This is a genomic window from Sporosarcina sp. P16b, from assembly GCF_002743065.1.
Taxonomy (GTDB): Bacteria; Bacillota; Bacilli; order Bacillales_A; family Planococcaceae; genus Sporosarcina.
Genome location: NZ_PDYO01000001.1, coordinates 462,923 through 480,542 on the forward strand (window position 1 = coordinate 462,923; position 17,620 = coordinate 480,542).

Annotated in this window: 16 protein-coding genes; all 16 read left to right on the forward strand. The window is 41.9% G+C overall.

The features are described 5' to 3' along the window. The first annotated feature begins 97 nt into the window (after positions 1–97). The 16 genes from dnaJ (at position 98) to CSV77_RS02395 (ending at position 17,603) form a co-directional block, all read left to right on the forward strand. Positions 98–1,219, forward strand: coding sequence for a molecular chaperone DnaJ (gene dnaJ / locus CSV77_RS02315; RefSeq protein WP_099672131.1), 1,122 nt, complete (start codon positions 98–100; stop codon positions 1,217–1,219). Positions 1,220–1,234: 15 nt separating this feature from the next. Then, positions 1,235–2,179, forward strand: a complete 945-nt coding sequence (prmA, locus tag CSV77_RS02320) for a 50S ribosomal protein L11 methyltransferase (protein WP_099672132.1) — start codon at positions 1,235–1,237, stop codon at positions 2,177–2,179. Between the two features lie 2 nt (positions 2,180–2,181). Next, a complete protein-coding gene (locus CSV77_RS02325; RefSeq protein WP_099672133.1) occupies positions 2,182–2,922 on the forward strand; it encodes a 16S rRNA (uracil(1498)-N(3))-methyltransferase in 741 nt (246 codons plus the stop codon). Between the two features lie 1,199 nt (positions 2,923–4,121). Continuing rightward, positions 4,122–5,516, forward strand: a complete 1,395-nt coding sequence (locus CSV77_RS02330) for a putative sodium/potassium/calcium exchanger (protein ID WP_144034649.1) — start codon at positions 4,122–4,124, stop codon at positions 5,514–5,516. 504 nt (positions 5,517–6,020) lie between these two features. After that, complete coding sequence (mtaB, locus tag CSV77_RS02335; RefSeq protein WP_099672135.1) at positions 6,021–7,379, forward strand: tRNA (N(6)-L-threonylcarbamoyladenosine(37)-C(2))-methylthiotransferase MtaB; 1,359 nt, start codon at positions 6,021–6,023, stop codon at positions 7,377–7,379. Positions 7,380–7,473: 94 nt separating this feature from the next. After that, positions 7,474–8,145, forward strand: a complete 672-nt coding sequence (gene deoC / locus CSV77_RS02340) for a deoxyribose-phosphate aldolase (protein ID WP_099672242.1) — start codon at positions 7,474–7,476, stop codon at positions 8,143–8,145. A gap of 144 nt (positions 8,146–8,289) precedes the next feature. Further along, on the forward strand, positions 8,290–8,463 hold the full coding sequence (gene rpsU / locus CSV77_RS02345) for a 30S ribosomal protein S21 (protein WP_029054680.1): 174 nt from the start codon (positions 8,290–8,292) through the stop codon (positions 8,461–8,463). Positions 8,464–9,329: 866 nt separating this feature from the next. Beyond that, positions 9,330–10,664: an NfeD family protein gene (locus CSV77_RS02355; protein ID WP_099672137.1), complete on the forward strand. Its 1,335-nt coding sequence runs from the start codon at positions 9,330–9,332 to the stop codon at positions 10,662–10,664. Beyond that, positions 10,664–11,653 carry a flotillin-like protein FloA gene (floA, locus tag CSV77_RS02360; protein WP_099630343.1) on the forward strand — a complete coding sequence of 330 codons (990 nt, stop codon included), beginning with the start codon at positions 10,664–10,666 and terminating at the stop codon, positions 11,651–11,653. Before CSV77_RS02355 ends, floA begins: the two co-directional genes overlap by 1 nt. A 36-nt stretch (positions 11,654–11,689) precedes the next feature. After that, entirely contained in the window at positions 11,690–12,208 is a 519-nt protein-coding gene (locus CSV77_RS02365) for a hypothetical protein (protein ID WP_099672138.1), read from the forward strand. A gap of 47 nt (positions 12,209–12,255) precedes the next feature. Continuing rightward, positions 12,256–12,513 (forward strand): YabP/YqfC family sporulation protein, encoded by a 258-nt coding sequence (locus CSV77_RS02370; RefSeq protein WP_085133497.1) that lies wholly within the window; start codon positions 12,256–12,258, stop codon positions 12,511–12,513. Next, positions 12,503–13,594, forward strand: coding sequence for a sporulation protein YqfD (locus tag CSV77_RS02375; protein ID WP_099672139.1), 1,092 nt, complete (start codon positions 12,503–12,505; stop codon positions 13,592–13,594). The genes CSV77_RS02370 and CSV77_RS02375 overlap by 11 nt, the downstream gene beginning before the upstream one ends. A 5-nt stretch (positions 13,595–13,599) precedes the next feature. Beyond that, complete coding sequence (locus CSV77_RS02380; protein WP_199171300.1) at positions 13,600–14,562, forward strand: PhoH family protein; 963 nt, start codon at positions 13,600–13,602, stop codon at positions 14,560–14,562. 79 nt (positions 14,563–14,641) lie between these two features. Beyond that, complete coding sequence (locus CSV77_RS02385; protein WP_099672140.1) at positions 14,642–16,759, forward strand: HD family phosphohydrolase; 2,118 nt, start codon at positions 14,642–14,644, stop codon at positions 16,757–16,759. A 15-nt stretch (positions 16,760–16,774) separates the two neighbouring features. Then, positions 16,775–17,248, forward strand: coding sequence for an rRNA maturation RNase YbeY (gene ybeY / locus CSV77_RS02390; protein ID WP_099637305.1), 474 nt, complete (start codon positions 16,775–16,777; stop codon positions 17,246–17,248). A gap of 4 nt (positions 17,249–17,252) precedes the next feature. Next, positions 17,253–17,603, forward strand: coding sequence for a diacylglycerol kinase family protein (locus CSV77_RS02395; protein WP_099672141.1), 351 nt, complete (start codon positions 17,253–17,255; stop codon positions 17,601–17,603). The last annotated feature ends 17 nt before the right edge of the window (positions 17,604–17,620 follow it).

Here is a 17,620-nt window from a genome sequence, read left to right on the forward strand (position 1 = left end):
AAATTCCGGCTTTGACTTTTTCGTTTGTTAACTTAACAAAATTCGATATTAACGTGTTACAATGGACAACAGGTAAAATGCGATGAGGGGTGCAATGATGAGTAAACGAGATTACTATGAGGTGCTGGGCGTTTCTAAATCCGCTACGAAGGAAGAGATCCGCAAAGCATACCGTACACTTTCTAAAAAGTACCATCCAGACTTGAACAAAGAAGCGGATGCGGAAGTAAAATTTAAAGAAGTAACAGAAGCATTTGAAGTGTTGAGCGATGAGAACAAAAGGGCCGAATATGATCAATACGGTCACAATGGGCCAGGTGCAGGCTTCGGTGGATTTGGCGGCGGAGGTGCAGATGGCTTTGGCTTTGAGGATATTTTCAGCACGTTCTTCGGTGGAAACGCAAGGAGAAGAGATCCAAATGCTCCACAAAAAGGTAATGACTTGCAATATACAATGACAGTCGACTTTATGGATGCCATTTTCGGTAAAGAAACAGAAATAGATATTCCTCGCGAAGAAGAATGTGATACATGTGACGGCACAGGTGCTAAAAAAGGCACAAGCGTTAAAACATGTACGGAATGTAATGGTTCAGGTGAGGTTTCATTCGCTCAAAACACACCATTTGGTCAAGTTGTGAACCGCAGAACATGCCCTACATGTCAGGGTACAGGAAAAATTATTCCTGAAAAATGTGAAGCATGTCGTGGTAAAGGTCGCGTAACGAAAAACAAAGTCATCAAAATAACGATTCCGGCTGGAGTAGACCAAGGACAACGTCTACGGGTAGGTGGACAAGGTGAAGCAGGAATTAATGGAGGACCTCCTGGAGACTTGTACATCGTCTTTAATGTCCGTCCACATAAACGTTTCATTCGTGAAGAGGATGATATTATACTGGAATTGAACTTGACGTTCCCGCAAGCATCATTAGGAGACGAACTCGAAGTGCAAACGGTGCATGGCAAAGTGAAGTTGAAGATTCCAGCCGGTACACAAAACGGTACAACTTTCCGCCTTCGTGGCAAAGGGGTTCCAAACGTACATGGTCATGGAACAGGCGACCAACATGTGATCGTCAAAGTGACGACTCCGAAAAAAATGACGGAGCGACAAAAAGAATTATTGCGTGAGTTTGCATCAATTGAAGGGGAATCACCTGATGAGTATTCCAGCTCATTCTTCGATAAAATCAAACGCACTTTTAAAGGTGAATGAAAGGATTGACTAACTGTGAAATGGTCTGAAGTTTCCGTGCACACGACACATGAAGCAACCGAGGCAGTAGCGAACATCTTGCATGAAGCTGGCGCGAGCGGAGTCGTAATTGAAGATTCCGAAGAACCTGGAAAAGAACGAGTAGACCAATATGGTGAAATATATGCTTTAGATAGAGATGACTTCCCAATCGAGGGTGTCATTATAAAAGCTTATTTGCCTGTCACTAGTTTCATCAATGAAACAGTTGAAAATCTTGAATTAGAAATTGAAAGCCTTCGTCAGTTTTCATTAGATCCTGGACGCTTTACTATAGGCATTACAGAAGTGGATGAAGAAGATTGGGCTAACTCGTGGAAACAATACTTCCATCCGGTAAAGATCTCAAAGCGTTTCACCATTGTTCCTACATGGGAAGAGTATACACCAGTGGAATCTGATGAATTGATCATCGAATTGGATCCGGGGATGGCATTCGGTACGGGCACACATCCTACAACAGTCCTCTGTTTACAAGCGTTGGAAAAATACCTTCAACCTGATCAAATGATTGTGGATGTAGGAACAGGTTCTGGAGTCCTAGCAATCGGCGCTGCTTTACTTGGGGCAAAACATATTACCGCGCTTGACTTGGATGAAGTCGCTGTACGCGCTGCACAGGAAAATGTGACGTATAACGATGCAGATGATCGCATTACCGTCTTGAAAGGTAATCTTCTCGATTCGATAGAAGAACCGCCCGACATGATTATTGCGAATATATTGGCGGAAGTGATCATGTCGTTTTCCCAAGATGCATATCAACTCGTTAAACCAGGTGGATTATTTATTACATCCGGTATCATCGGTGCGAAACGGGACGAAGTGCGCAACGACTTGATAGCGCAAGGTTTTGAGATTTTGGAAACGGTTCTCATGGAAGATTGGGTAGCGATTATTGCGCGTAAGGGTAGTGAATAATCATGCAACGTTATTTTCTGAATCAACCATTTGATGAGCAGCGTCAAGTAGCAATCGGTGGGGATGATTATAAGCATATCGTCAAAGTAATGCGCATGACGCCAGGTCAGGAAATACTGACTGTCTATGATGGCGTAGCTTCGGTAGCGATGATCGACAGTATTTCTGAAGACATCGTTACCGTTTCTCAGCAGAGACAACTGGACAAAAATAACGAGTTACCGATAGCTGTAACGATTGCCTGCGGATTGCCTAAAGGCGATAAACTGGATTTGATAACGCAAAAAAGTACCGAACTCGGTATGAGACGATTGATTCCTTTTGCTGCCAGTCGATCCATCGTCAAATGGGATGCTAAAAAAGGCGATAAACGTATCGAACGTTTGCAAAAAATTGCTAAGGAAGCCGCTGAACAAAGTCATCGTAACCAAGTACCCGAGATTTTATCTGTCCAAAGCATCAAGCAACTGATTACATATACAGATTCCTTTGATGTCAAATTATTTGCGGATGAAGAAGATGCGAAAAGTGATATGCCGCATAAGATTGCGGACCGTCTGAAAAACGTTTATCATGGACAATCGATAGTAGTTGTTTTTGGACCGGAAGGCGGATTAGCGCGGGAAGAAGCCGCTTTACTTCAAGATGCAGGTTTCCTCCCCGTGTCGTTGGGGCCTAGAATCCTACGCACGGAAACAGCACCTTTATATGTATTGTCCGCTATGTCTTATGAATTTGAATGAAAGAACTGAACAACTTATGTCTTCAGTTGCTATTCATACACTAGGCTGTGGGTTGTACATTTAAATATGATTGCGTCCGTACCCTGTGGCAACGTGGGTTAAGGCGCTTGGAAAAAACCACTTAAAATCACCATTTTAAGTGGTTTTTTCATTGTAATGATAGCGTGTCAGTGCAAATTGACTTTGAAAAAGAGACCTAAACGCAAAAGTGTGCGTGATACATTTTATAAAAGTAATGGATTGCGCGCGCTTATATAAAACAATGATATTATCAATTATCGTGTAAACAAAATCAGATAATGACTCGCGGCCGACTGTATCCGATAAGGCTTGATGATCAACGTGGCTAGCTCGCTGCATCTCTTTGGTGATTAAAAAATGTTGAGCATTATCAACAAATACGGGACTAACACGTTTCCGCACTTCCCAGTCCGAAGATTTATAAACAGCGCTTCATCACAACATGATGCCAAATTGTTTTCGATTAAGCACGTGTAAAGCTGGCTGATATGTTTGACGTTAAAGAATGATAGGTAGTCTACTTAACGCAAAATTTGGTTAGGTAGAAAGAATACCCTTAAAGTCAATAGGAAATAAGCGCGACTCATAAGCTGTGAAAAAGTGAAGAGTTATATTCTCACTTCTCTGACCTCGGAAGTTACTTTGCTTTCTACTTTTATTACAGAAAGATTTCTTTTGGAGTGCAATATTACACGAAACTTCAGATTTGTCACAAAATTTCTTCATTTATTCCCGAATGTAACAGAGTTGGCTAGGCCTTAAGGTCTCACTGGAAATATACTGAAAAAGTAACGCACGGCACAAATGGAAGGCTTTGTCGACTTTTTTTATGAAATATAAAACGAGACTTCCCAGCGCTTCTGCTAGTAAGGTCCTTTGTTTTCATCTTTTCCCTTTAAAAAACTAGGACTCCGGGAACACTTTTCAATTATAACAAAGGATAGTTTTTCCATTGGAAATTGTCACATGATTGTTATCCGCTTATTTTTTTACTTTGTTATTGTTGTAGATGCAGACGGGACATTGATAAATGATTCGTCGGAGAGCATCATTTCGGACGAACCTGTCTTGCCTTCAAGGAGGTAGATGTACATAGCAACTTAATAGAATGCATGGTGAATGTACGGTTAGAGTAATTGAAAATTTATTTTTTAAAAATCGAAGGGAGTTTGATGGTATTGGTTAAGGAAATAAAAAATCAAAACGAAAAAAACACGAACAAGAAATTGTTGCCGTTTGTAATGTCAACTTCAATGGTAACTGCTGCATTATTCGGAGTAGGAGCCGCGTCAGCCGACGAAAAGAGTGAGGTTACACAATTTAAAAATCATGGTGAAGAAGTTTCATCTTATGCAACGAGCATTCCGGGTTCACCCGAAAAAGGAAAAATAATGCGCACCATTGCAAGTAAAAAGTGGCAAGAAAAAGCAAAAGACGAAGATGAAACGGATGATCCTTTAGAGGAGGACGAATCAGATGACATTCCTGTAGATGGTGAAGTACCAACTGAAGATCCGGTCGATGAAGACGGAAACGCTGAACTTCCAGTTGACGAAGAGGAAGTAGATGAAGATCCGGTCGATGAAGACGAAAACACTGAACTTCCAATTGACGAAGAGGAAGCAGATGAAGATGCAACCGATGAAGACGAAAACGCTGAACTTCCAATTGACGAAGAGGAAGTAGATGAAGATGCGATCGATGAAGATGAAAACGCTGAACTTCCAGTTGACGAAGAGGAAGTAGATGAGGATTCGATTGATGAAGATGAAAACGCTGAACTTCCAGTTGACGAAGAGGAAGCAGATGAGGATGCGATCGATGAAAACGAAAACGCTGAACTTCCAGTTGTCGAAGAGGAAGTAGATGAGGATGCAACCGATGAAGACGAAAACGCTGAACTTCCAATTGACGAAGAGGAAGTAGATGAAGATGCAACCGATGAAGACGAAAACGCTGAACTTCCAGTTAACGAAGAGGAAGCAGATGTGGATGCAACCGATGAAGACGAAACGGAAATCGTAGAAGATTCATTAGAGGAAATAGAAGAGCCAGCTGACGAGAATATCATTGGGGATACGCCGTCAACTGACCAAATTACTGATGATACGATTATAACAGAAAATCTAGCGAATGAATATAGGTCTGTCATACAGAACTATAATAGTTTAATTGAATATTATGATTACCTCATCCAAGATCGTCTTGGTGGGATCTTGCCTCTTGAAGATGATATTGTAATCGAAGCACCTACTGAAAGCGACGACCTTGTGGCACTTCCCATTGAAGGTGAAGATGTAGAGGATGAAACAACAGACGAGGGTAATGACACACCAGAAGTTCCTGTTGGGGATGAAGAAGTAGCTGAAGACGCGACTACTAGCGATGACACACCAGAAATTTCTGCTGGGGATGAAGAAGTAGCTGAAGATGCAACTACTAGCGATGATGCTCCAGAACTTCCAGCTGAGAATGATGAAGCAATTCAATCAACGGTTTGGGACAAGTTAGTCGGTTATTACCAGCAAGTCGTTATAGCTTACGATTCTTTATTTAGTTCATTAAAAAAATAAAAGACTTATAAAACACATGATTAGGCTACCTGACACCATATTTTATGGGTGTCAGGTAGCCTAATTTTGCTTGGATACATTCTTCTTTATAATATATTCCGGTTAAAGTACTCACCAGAGGAAGAACAATCTAATGTTGTGCATTTTACCATACTCGGACAAGTACACCGTCCCGTTTTTCACACGTAGAGATAATCATGTTTTTGCACATGATTCATACCACACCGGGATCGGATTTAACCAATTTCCCATTCCTGATAATTGGATTCTTTACGACTACCCACAGGTAGTTTTTTAATAAGTTATAACTTTACTCTCGAGGAAAGTCGTGTTCGTACGTTCGCCAATTTCTTATCGTATCGACTAACAAACAGGACTTTTTTGAAGTTTGCAGACCGTTTTTTCTTTCTAGTAAGGTTGCGTTATGCCCCTTATGCACGATTGTGATATTATAGTTTAAGTCGTGTTTTTTTATTGATTGTAATGAAAGGATGAAAAATAAATATGAGTAACAATGAGCTTACGAAAACCGTAGCTTTTCATACGCTAGGTTGTAAAGTGAATCATTATGAAACAGAAGCTATTTGGCAACTGTTCCAAGAAGCAAACTATGAAAGAGTAGAGTTTGATCAGAATTCTGATGTCTATGTTATTAATACATGTACAGTAACGAATACCGGTGATAAAAAGAGCCGACAAGTGATCCGTCGTGCCATTCGTAAAAATCCAGACGCAGTCATCTGTGTAACGGGTTGTTATGCGCAAACATCACCAGCAGAAATAATGGCGATTCCAGGCGTGGATATTGTAGTAGGTACACAAGATCGTTCAAAACTACTTGGGCTGATCGACCAATTCCGTGAAGAGCGCCAACCGATTAATGCGGTGCGCAACATTATGAAAAACCGTGTCTACGAAGAACTCGACGTACCGTCATTCACTGATCGCACACGTGCTTCGTTAAAAATACAAGAAGGTTGTAATAACTTCTGTACATTCTGTATCATTCCGTGGGCTAGAGGATTAATGCGCTCACGTGATCCTGAAGAAGTGATTCATCAGGCACAGCAACTTGTCGATGCGGGCTATCTTGAAATCGTCTTAACGGGTATTCATACAGGTGGTTACGGTGAGGATCTAAAAGGCTATAACTTAGCTCGTCTGTTGCGTGACTTGGAACAGCAAGTAAAAGGATTGAAGCGTCTCCGTATTAGTTCAATCGAAGCGAGCCAATTAACAGACGAAGTAATCGATGTATTACGCGACTCTAATATTGTTGTACGCCACTTGCATATTCCTATTCAGTCAGGTTCAGATACTGTACTAAAACGGATGCGCCGTAAATACACAATGGAGTTCTTTTCTGATCGTCTAAAGCGCCTGAACGAAGCGTTGCCGGATCTCGCTATTACATCTGACGTCATCGTAGGTTTCCCGGGTGAAACAGAAGAAGAGTTTATGGAAACCTATAACTTTATTCGTGACCATAAGTTTTCTGAGCTCCATGTGTTCCCTTATTCGAAGAGAACTGGCACACCTGCTGCTCGCATGGAAGATCAAGTCGACGAAAGTGTGAAAAACGAACGCGTCCACCGTTTATTAACATTGAACGATCAATTAGCAAAAAATTATGCTTCTCGTTTTGAAGGCGAAGTACTCGAAGTTATTCCAGAAGAAAGCTTTAAAGACGACACTGATCAGGATCTCTATGTAGGCTATACAGATAATTATTTGAAAGTAGTCTTGCCTGCAGACGAAACGATGATCGGACAAATTATAAAAGTGAAAATTACGAAAGCGGGTTATCCTTACAGTGAAGGTCAACCTGTCCGTGTACTTACAGAAGAAAAAATAACGATTTAATATGGACCACCTGTAATGGGTGGTCTTTTTCGTGCAACGAAATGTAAGCTTTGTTATACTGAAAAAAACGGTACGAAAAAAAGGAGCGCTTTCATTGACTACAAACTATGCCGCTTATATCGATCATACGCTGTTAAAGGCAGAGGCAACAAAACAGCAAGTACTGGAATTATGTGAAGAGGCTAAGAAATATTCTTTCGCTTCAGTATGTATTAATCCGACTTGGGTCAAAACAGCTGCAGAAGCTTTACAAAGCACGGGAGTAAAAGTCTGCACTGTGATTGGCTTCCCTTTAGGTGCAAGCACATCTGAAGTTAAAGCGTTTGAGACAAAAGACGCGATTGCTAACGGGGCCACGGAAGTAGATATGGTCATCAATATTGGTGCATTACAAAGTGGATTGCTTGAACAAGTACAAAATGACATTGCAGCCGTTGTAGAAGCGGCAAAAGGTCAGGCTTTAGTAAAAGTGATAATTGAAACATCCTTGCTGGACGATATCCAAAAACGTACAGCATGTGAACTGGCAGTGCTTGCAGGAGCGGACTTCGTCAAAACATCGACGGGATTCTCTACTGGCGGTGCAACTCCAGAAGACGTGAAGCTGATGCGTGCTGTAGTAGGACCGGCAATTGGAGTCAAGGCGAGTGGCGGTGTGCGCAGTGCGGAAGATGTAGATCGTATGATGGAGTCGGGTGCAACACGCATTGGTGCGAGTTCAGGTGTTTCCATCATGCAAGGCCTATCATCATCAGCCGATTATTGATTACGGTATAAGAGTAATTCGTAAAACTTCTCATGATATTCTAATAGTTTTTATTGACCAAATAGAAAAGATACGATATAATTTTATAGTACATAGCAAAGTGCTATGTTTCGAAGTGTGTGTTTGGAGGGAGGGACAAGAGATATGACTAAGACAGTCGTTCGCAAAAATGAATCACTTGAAGACGCTCTTCGCCGCTTCAAACGTACTGTATCCAAGAGTGGTACAATACAAGAGAGTAGAAAGCGTGAATTCTATGATAAGCCAAGTGTAAAACGTAAAAAGAAATCAGAAGCTGCACGTAAGCGCAAGTTCTAATTTCTGCCTACATTGAATTTTGATATTACCTACTAATGTAATTTCTTATAAACCGAAAATCCTTTCCTGGATTTTCGGTTTATTTTATTGTCTGGAATTTACTAAGCCATTTATAGGAGTAGTTGGCGAAGGTCAAGGGGTGGGGATTGGCACTTCGGAGGGGACGCTTCATTTCCTGAGGATTCGCGGCGAGCCAACCAGTCGCAAGCTCCCTTGGTTGTCTCGCCTGTCGAACTGATCCTCTTGGAGTCGCCCCTCCTAGTGCTAAGATGTGCTCCCAACGCTTCGCTTATGCTCGCAAAAGCCGTACTTCGCAACGGCTCTCGCACTAATCCCTTGCAATGTAAATGGATGATACTTTTGCTGTGCATTGAAGTTATGTTTATAATCTATTTTGAACTTGAACTTGAACTTGAACTTGAACTTGAACTTGAAATTAATTAAGTTTAGGCACAAAAATAATTCACTCACTAGCTCCGATGAATATTCTAAGTATCTCCACTCAATAAGTAGGATGGAAGCGGAAGCTGGCGGCGACTCCCGATGGATCAGCCTGATCAGGTGAGACAACTAAGAGAGCGCAGCGAACAGTTGGCTCACCGCAGGCCCATGGGAAAGCGTCCGCCAGCTGGAGCTTCCATCCCCTCATAGACACTAATTCACACTTCTAATTCAACCCTCATCCTCTACAACTTTAAACTAGGCTCCGTCTATTCTGCACATTTTTATCCATATTTAATCCATATACTAACAAGCAATGACACACAGAAAGAAATACTTTTATTTTATTGCGATTAAATGAAACCAAATGCTTCTTCAAACGTAAATAGTAAGTATAATAGGCAGTAGAGAGAGGTGAGAAAATAATGTCTAAAATGATTAGGTCAGTTTTTCTGCTCATTTTATTCATCGGTACAATCGCGTTACCTTTTATACACTCAGACGCAGCTGAAACAAAAGTATATCGCGTACCCCTTCACCAAGAAGTAGAAAAGGGGCTGCATGCATTCCTACAGCGTTCATTCAAAGAAGCCAAAGCTGAAGGTGCAGAAACGATTGTGTTGGATATAGACACTCCTGGAGGGTTTGTAGACGCTGCTGACCAAATCGCCAAGCTGATGAAAACGACTGATGATGTAAAAATTATCGCTTTCATCAACGATCGGGCGCTATCTGCGGGAGCTTTCCTTGCGCTGTATGCAGATGAAATCTACATGACACCAAACGGTTCGATCGGTGCTGCACAAGTCATCGATGGATCGGGAAATGCAGCAGAAACGAAAGCCAATAGTTATTGGTTGGCGCAAATGAAAAATGCCGCAAAGCACTCAGGCCGTGATCCACAATATGCACTAGCCATGGCAAATCCTGATATCGATCTGCCAGACTTGCGTGCACAAAAAGGGGAACTTCTGACTCTCACTGCTGACGAAGCCGAACAAGTGAAGTACAGTGAAGGTACAGTGGCTACATTTGATGAGTTACTTAAGAAGCTAGATTTAGAAGGCGCGAAAGTTATTTCTACAACGGAAACGTTTGCAGAGAAAATGGCGCGATTCATCACCCATCCGGTCGTAGTCCCGATTTTACTTTCGGTTGCAAGTCTCGGACTGATTGTTGAATTATATTCACCAGGCTTTGGTGTGCCGGGAAGCATGGGGTTAACTGCTCTGTTTTTATTCTTCTACGGACACACAGTAGCGGGTCTTGCGGGTTATGAAACATTGTTATTATTCCTGCTCGGCGTCGCCCTTATAATTGCCGAATTCTTTGTTGCAGGGGGGATAGCGGGGATCTTCGGAATCTTAGCCATCATAGGAAGTATTTTATTGGCAGGCACAAACTTGGCATTCATGGCAATCTCGGTGCTAATTGCGATAGCCGTAGCATGTATAGGAGTAGTGGTTATTATGAAATTCTTCGGTAAAAAACTTCATCTGTTGAACAAAATCATTTTAATGGATACGATGGATACGGAAAGCGGTTACGTCTCCAACAAAAATCGTAATGAATTGTTGCAGAAAGTTGCCACAACCATTACACCACTTTATCCATCAGGTGTCGCCGAGTTGGACGGTGAACGAATCGATGTAGTATCAGAAGGTCGTTATATCGAGAGTGGTAAACAAGTAGTTGTCGTAGCAGTAGAAGGTTTCAGAATTGTTGTAAGAGAGAAGAAAGAGGAGGAACAAGGCTTATGATGGGACTAGGAACAATCGGACTGGTAGCTGCAGTCTTCATTATCATCATCGTACTGGCGGTATTCTTTACATTTGTGCCAGTCACGCTATGGATTTCCGCAATGGCGGCAGGCGTACGGGTAAGTATCTTCACGTTAGTCGGTATGCGTTTACGTCGGGTTATCCCGAGCAGGGTAGTTAACCCGTTAATCAAAGCACATAAAGCGGGTCTAACAGTATCAATCAACCAGTTGGAAAGCCATTACCTTGCAGGTGGTAATGTTGACCGCGTTGTAAATGCATTGATTGCTGCGCAACGTGCGAACATCGACTTGACTTTCGAAAGAGCACAAGCAATTGACTTGGCAGGACGTGACGTTTTGGAAGCAGTTCAAATGTCCGTTAACCCGAAAGTAATCGAAACACCATTTATCGCAGGTGTTGCGATGAATGGTATCGAAGTAAAAGCGAAAGCTCGTATTACAGTCCGTGCAAACATCGACCGTCTCGTCGGTGGTGCAGGTGAAGAAACTGTCGTTGCCCGTGTTGGTGAAGGTATCGTATCGACAATCGGTTCTTCTATTAGCCACGCAAAAGTATTGGAAAATCCGGATATGATTTCTCAAACCGTTCTGAAAAAAGGTTTAGATTCAGGTACAGCGTTTGAAATTCTCTCGATTGATATTGCCGACGTGGATATCGGTAAAAACATCGGAGCGGAACTTCAGACTGAACAAGCGATGGCGGATAAAAACATTGCCCAAGCAAAAGCGGAAGAACGTCGTGCGATGGCTGTTGCAAGTGAACAAGAGATGAAGGCGAAGACTCAAGAGATGCGCTCGAAAGTTGTGGGTGCGGAAGCCGAAGTACCTTTAGCTATGGCAGAAGCTTTGCGTTCAGGAAATATCGGAATCATGGATTATATGAATTATAAAAATATCCAAGCAGATACAAGCATGCGGGATTCTATCAGCAAAACAGGTTCGGATCAACAACCAAAGAAAGATTAATTATAACGAGATGAATTCCCGGGAAGGGGATGCATAATGGAACAACTGATAATTTTAGTCATTATGCTGGCTCTCGGATCTTTATTCGGTAAAAAGAAAGACCAAGAAAAACCAGGTCAAAAACCGAAACGACCGCCAAGTCAGCAATGGCCAGCACAACCAACTCAACGTCAAATGAATCAGAGAGAAACTCAGCGGACCCATGCAACTCCTGAAGAGAAGCCGCGTTCGTTTAAGGAATTATCTAGGAACCTATTCGAAGATATTCAAAAGGAATTCCAAGATCTTCAACAAGAAACGAAAGAACCTGAACAGCCTGTAAAGACGCAGGCGCCTCAGTCAGAAATCTTCTATGCAGAACCTAAAAAGCCAGCTAAGTCTGCTTCTGCGTCACGTCCGGAACGTCAAACGGGCAGAGGTAGACTACATGAAGGGAAGATCATGTTAGAAGATGAACCGATTTTGCAGGAAGACTTGATTCCGAAAACTCCGCAGCAGATCATGCAAGGGATTGTCTATGCAGAAATTTTAGGTCCGCCAAAATCAAAACGGTAATCATGCCGCCCCCTGTCTTTTCATAGGATGAGACAGGGGGTTTTTTCATGAAAAAATTATTCGCACTTCATCCATCCATTATTTTAGATGAATTCAACTCATTGCGGATTACTGGCAACTATCGCTTGCTTGCATTAAGCGAACAATCCGTATCCTTTCAAACGAATGACTATGTCATGACTGTCAAAGGAGAAGATGTAACGGTTCTAATGCTGACTGAACAACACGCCCATATATCGATCGACGAACTGCAGGAAGTGACGGTGCGTTTTACGCCTGAAGAAGGAAACAGCCATGAGTCCTAAACGATTTGAAGTTCAGGTGAAAGATGTTCGTAACGGTTCTGTATTTCTAAGTAGGTTACAAAGAGAGCATGTCAAGATCAGCAGCTTGTATGTCTCTGGAAGTGCAATGTTTTTTGAGACGGATTCAAAAGGAATTCATATTATCCGTCGTTATAGAAGGAAATACCGTGTGAAAGTACAAATCAGGCGTAAAGGTCAGGATACAGTTCAGCATCGATTATTCGCATCTTTATTGTTCTTAATCGTCTGTCTCATCCCGCTAGTTGCCTCGTTGTTTCTGTGGAACATCACAGTGGAAAGTGATGTACCGGAAATTGCGCAACGAATGGAAACCAAGATGCAGAAAGCGCGAATTACTGCGCCTACTTTATTATCCAAATTACCGGAAGAAGATGAAATTCGTCGACTGCTGATGCAAGATGAACCCTCTCTATCGTGGATCCGGTTCTCAAAGACAGGTACTTCGTTAACTGTTTCACCGATGCTTGCTCCACTTTCCACTGAAGTGAAAGAAGAAGTGAAGGAAAAGCCATCCCATCTAGTAGCAAAAACGGGAGGAGTCATTACACGCTTTGCATTAACGAGAGGAGAAAGAGCGAGTATCATTCATCAAACCGTAAAAAAAGGGGATATGCTAGCAACAGGTATTCTAGAACAAGGAGAGAAAACGACAGTAGTAGGGGCAGACGGGGAAGTATTTGCTGACTACTGGTTGGAATGTCATTTTGAATTACCCCGTACGATTAGTTATTCGATTCAAGGAGAAGAGAATTTGGATATCAGTTGGCAAAAGCCATGGACAGGTAAGCAGATAAAAGATATACGTTTTAGAAACCCTATTGTGATGGATAAGCTGAAAGAAACGCATATTCAGGAAGTGTTTTTGAAAAAAGGAATGGAAGAGACCATCATATTGCCATTGATCAAGTATGATTTATTGTCAAAAAAAACAAATGAGCGCATAATTAAAGAAGAAAACATTTTACATGTATCCTTTACTAATGATAAAGTGAGTGGGACTATATTATTTTTACTTAATGAAAACATTGCTGAAAAACGACCTATAACTCAAGGAGACTGAAAATATTGAGCGAACATTTACTTCAACTTCATATTGAAGAACCGAACGAAGCGATTATGCTTCTTGGCATTTCCGATCAGAACATGAACTTAATTGAAGAGGAATTGAAAGTTTCAATCCACACTAGAGGTGAAAATATCTCGATCAGTGGAGCAGAAGAACAAGCGGTAGCTGCGAAAACATTGCTCGAGCAGTTACTGAAAGTGATCCGTAAAGGTATTAATATTAATTTACGCGATGTGGCAACAGCAATAGAGATGGCAAAAAACGGCACGATTGAATATTTCTCTTCTTTATACGATGAAGAAATTGCACGCAATACAAAGGGGAAAGTCATTCGTGCAAAGACCATTGGACAAAGAGAATATGTCCAGGCAATTCGTTCAAGAGATCTCGTATTTTGTATCGGACCTGCTGGAACAGGAAAGACGTATCTCGCTGTCGTGATGGCGGTGCAGGCAATGAAAACGGGTTCAGTAAAGCGAATTGTGTTGACCCGACCTGCTGTTGAAGCAGGAGAGAGCTTAGGATTCCTTCCAGGCGATTTGAAAGAAAAAGTTGACCCGTACCTTCGTCCTCTTTACGACGCGTTACACGATGTGCTAGGAGCCGAACATACAGAACGTCTTATGGAACGTGGCGTCATTGAAATTGCACCACTTGCGTACATGCGTGGAAGAACGCTTGACGATGCATTCGTTATTTTGGACGAAGCACAAAACACTACGAAAGCCCAGATGAAAATGTTTTTGACACGTCTCGGTTTTGGATCGAAAATGGTCATCACAGGTGATAAAACGCAGATTGATTTACCTCGTGGTGTAGATTCTGGTCTAAATGTTGCAGAACATATTTTGAAGAACGTGCAAGATATCCAATTCATGTATTTGGAACAAGGTGACGTAGTCCGACATCCGATTGTAGCGAAGATCATTGATGCATATGAGAAAGAGCAGTCAACTAATTAATTGACTGCTTTTTTTGAATGATGAATATACATAGTTACACATTCATGTGCGGAACATTTGCCGAAAAGGAGGCAACTGCATGACAGCTTTAAAGGAACTATTTTCACAACTAAGAAAAGTGAAATTTACCTTTCTTTTGCTTCTTGTCGTCTCTCTTTCCAGTATCTTATTGTTTTTTCTAATGTATGGCAGTACACAAAACGAAACGTACGAAATTTCGGCTTTTGAAATTTCACCGAAAACTATACGTTCACCTAAAACAATAGAAGATATCGAAAAAACCGAACTTGAACGTGTACGGGCAGAACAGGCGGTACCTAATTCCTATCGTTTCTCAGAGGATGTTATGAAAAACCGCCAAGCTATCCTCGGTTCCATCTTTACTGCAGTCAGTGATGTCAAAGTTGAAGCGACAGAAGATCCTAGCATGACGTCAAGTTCTAAAATGAAGTTACTTCAAGAGAAGTTGGAAGGACTGGAAAAAGAACAAACTTTTTTACCCGTTACACATGACCAACTTAAGCAGCTACTTACGGCTGAACAAAATGATCTAAATAATTTGCATGAATTACTGACACTTGTAGTGGGAAGAGAGTTATCGAAGCCGTTTAAAGCTGAACAAGTGCCGATTCATCGCTATGAAGTGGAGCGCAGAATTCGTGAAACTACTACATTACCGAGAGATTTGCTTGATGTTGCGCTATCCCTCGGGCGAATGGCAGTAGTGGAAACAGAGGTAGTCGATGAGGAATTGACTGTTAAGAATCAGACGGATGCGCGGGCTTCAGTTGAAGCCATTCGTATTTTACAAGGACAAGTCATCGTACGTGAAGGACAGTTGATCGATCGTGATGTGTATCACCAGCTCAAGCTTTCAGGAGTCCTAACTAATCAGTCTTCTCTTAAACCGATGTTCGGCATTGTTTTGTTTATTTTGTTCGTATCGGGTTTGATTGCCATACACTTCGGCAAGTCCAAAAGAGATGAGGCATTTAAAAAGAAAGCACTAGGTATTTTCTATAGTATTTTCCTGCTATCCGTCGTTTTAATGAAAATCGTCGGCTACATCGATCGTGAGTTTGATGTCCTCATTGCGTTTTTATTTCCGACGGCTCTCGTGCCGATGCTGATCAAGTTATTAATTAACGAGCGTTCAGCAGTACTTGCGACGATAATTACGTCTGCGACAGCCGGTATCATGATGCAAGAAGGCTTGGCCGCAATTATGCAAATGGAAGTAGCGCTGTATATTCTATTCGGTGGGATTGTGAGTATTTATTTACTAAGTGAACATGGTAGACGCTCAACGATTTTACAGACAAGTCTCGGTGTGGCGGGATCAAATATGATGTTCATCATATTTTATTTATTGATGACACAGACTAGTTATACAACACCCGAACTGATTTTCTATGCCGTGGCAGCCATCTCATCAGGTTTGTTGTCTGGGGCTTTGACGATGGGGTTATTACCATTTTTCGAGTCGAGTTTTCACTTGCTTTCTAATATGCGTTTAGTGGAGCTCTCGAATCCTAATCATCCGCTACTAAAGAAAATCTTAGTGGAGACGCCGGGGACATATCATCACAGCATTATGGTTGCGAATATAGCGGATGCGGCGTGTGAGGCAATTGGAGCCAATGGGTTGCTCGCGCGTGTTGGCAGCTATTATCACGATATCGGGAAGACTATACATCCAGGATTCTTCATTGAAAATCAACATAATGGCCGTAATCTACATGATGCACTGACACCCGAGAAAAGTCGTGATATGATTATAGCCCACGCGGAAGATGGAGCGGAAATTTTGGAAAAGCATCGTATGCCAAAAGAGCTTATAGCTATTGCAAGACAGCACCATGGAACGAGTAGTGTCAGATTCTTTTATCAGAAAGCGAAAGAAACCAATCCCGATGTGAATGAAGACGAGTTCCGTTATCCTGGTCCAAAACCGCAAACGAAAGAAAATGCAGTGATCATGATTGCAGACAGTGTGGAAGCTGCGGTGCGTTCTATGAAAGAACCGACACCCGAAAAAATTGCAACGCTCGTCAACGCGATTGTGCGGGGGAAATTAGAAGATGATCAATTTGATGAATGTGATTTGTCGTTAAAAGAAATTAAACTAGTGAAACAAGCCATTAATGAAACGTTAAATGGGATCTTCCATAATCGGATTGAATATCCCGATAAGTAAAGGAGCAGAGCAACTATGATAGATTTTTATTTCGAAGATGAAACAGAAATCGTGGAACCGAGTTCGGAAGCTTTGATCAAGGATTTGTTGACTCACGCGTCAAGAATGGAGAAAATGGAAGGTCTGTATGAGTTGTCTATTACGTTTATGGATGATGAATCCATTCAAGCTGTGAATGCTGAGTACAGAGGCAAAGACCGTCCAACCGACGTTATTTCATTTGCGCTAGAAGAGTTGTCGGAAGGAGAAGTGGCAATTGTTCAAGAAAGCGATATGCCTGTTGTATTGGGGGATATCGTGATTTCCATCGATACAGCAAAACGTCAGGCTATTGAATATAATCACTCGTTCGAGCGAGAACTCGGGTTTCTTGCATTACACGGATTCTTGCATTTACTCGGATATGATCATCTCGATGAAGAGGAAGAACGTGAGATGTTCGGCAGACAGACAGAGATTTTAACTGCATTCGGTTTGGATCGGCAGTGAGTCTATGCAGAAATTCTTGAAATCATTCCTCTATGCGTGGCAAGGCATTAAAGACGGCTTTAGGCAAGGTCGGAATATGAAATCTCATGGGTTATCCGCAATGATCGTGTTGATTGCGGGTTGGTTCACCGGTCTGTCACAAACAGAATGGATGATCATTTTTATCGTCATTGCAGGGGTGATGGCGCTTGAATTGATGAATACAGCAGTGGAATATGTAGTGGATCTTGTCACAACGGAATTCCATCCACTAGCGAAAAAAGCAAAAGATATTGCAGCTGGATCAGTTTTCGTGTTTGCCATAGCCAGCGCGATTGTCGGCTGTATAATTTTCTTTCCGAAATGGTTTGGATAAATTGATCGAATGAAGGG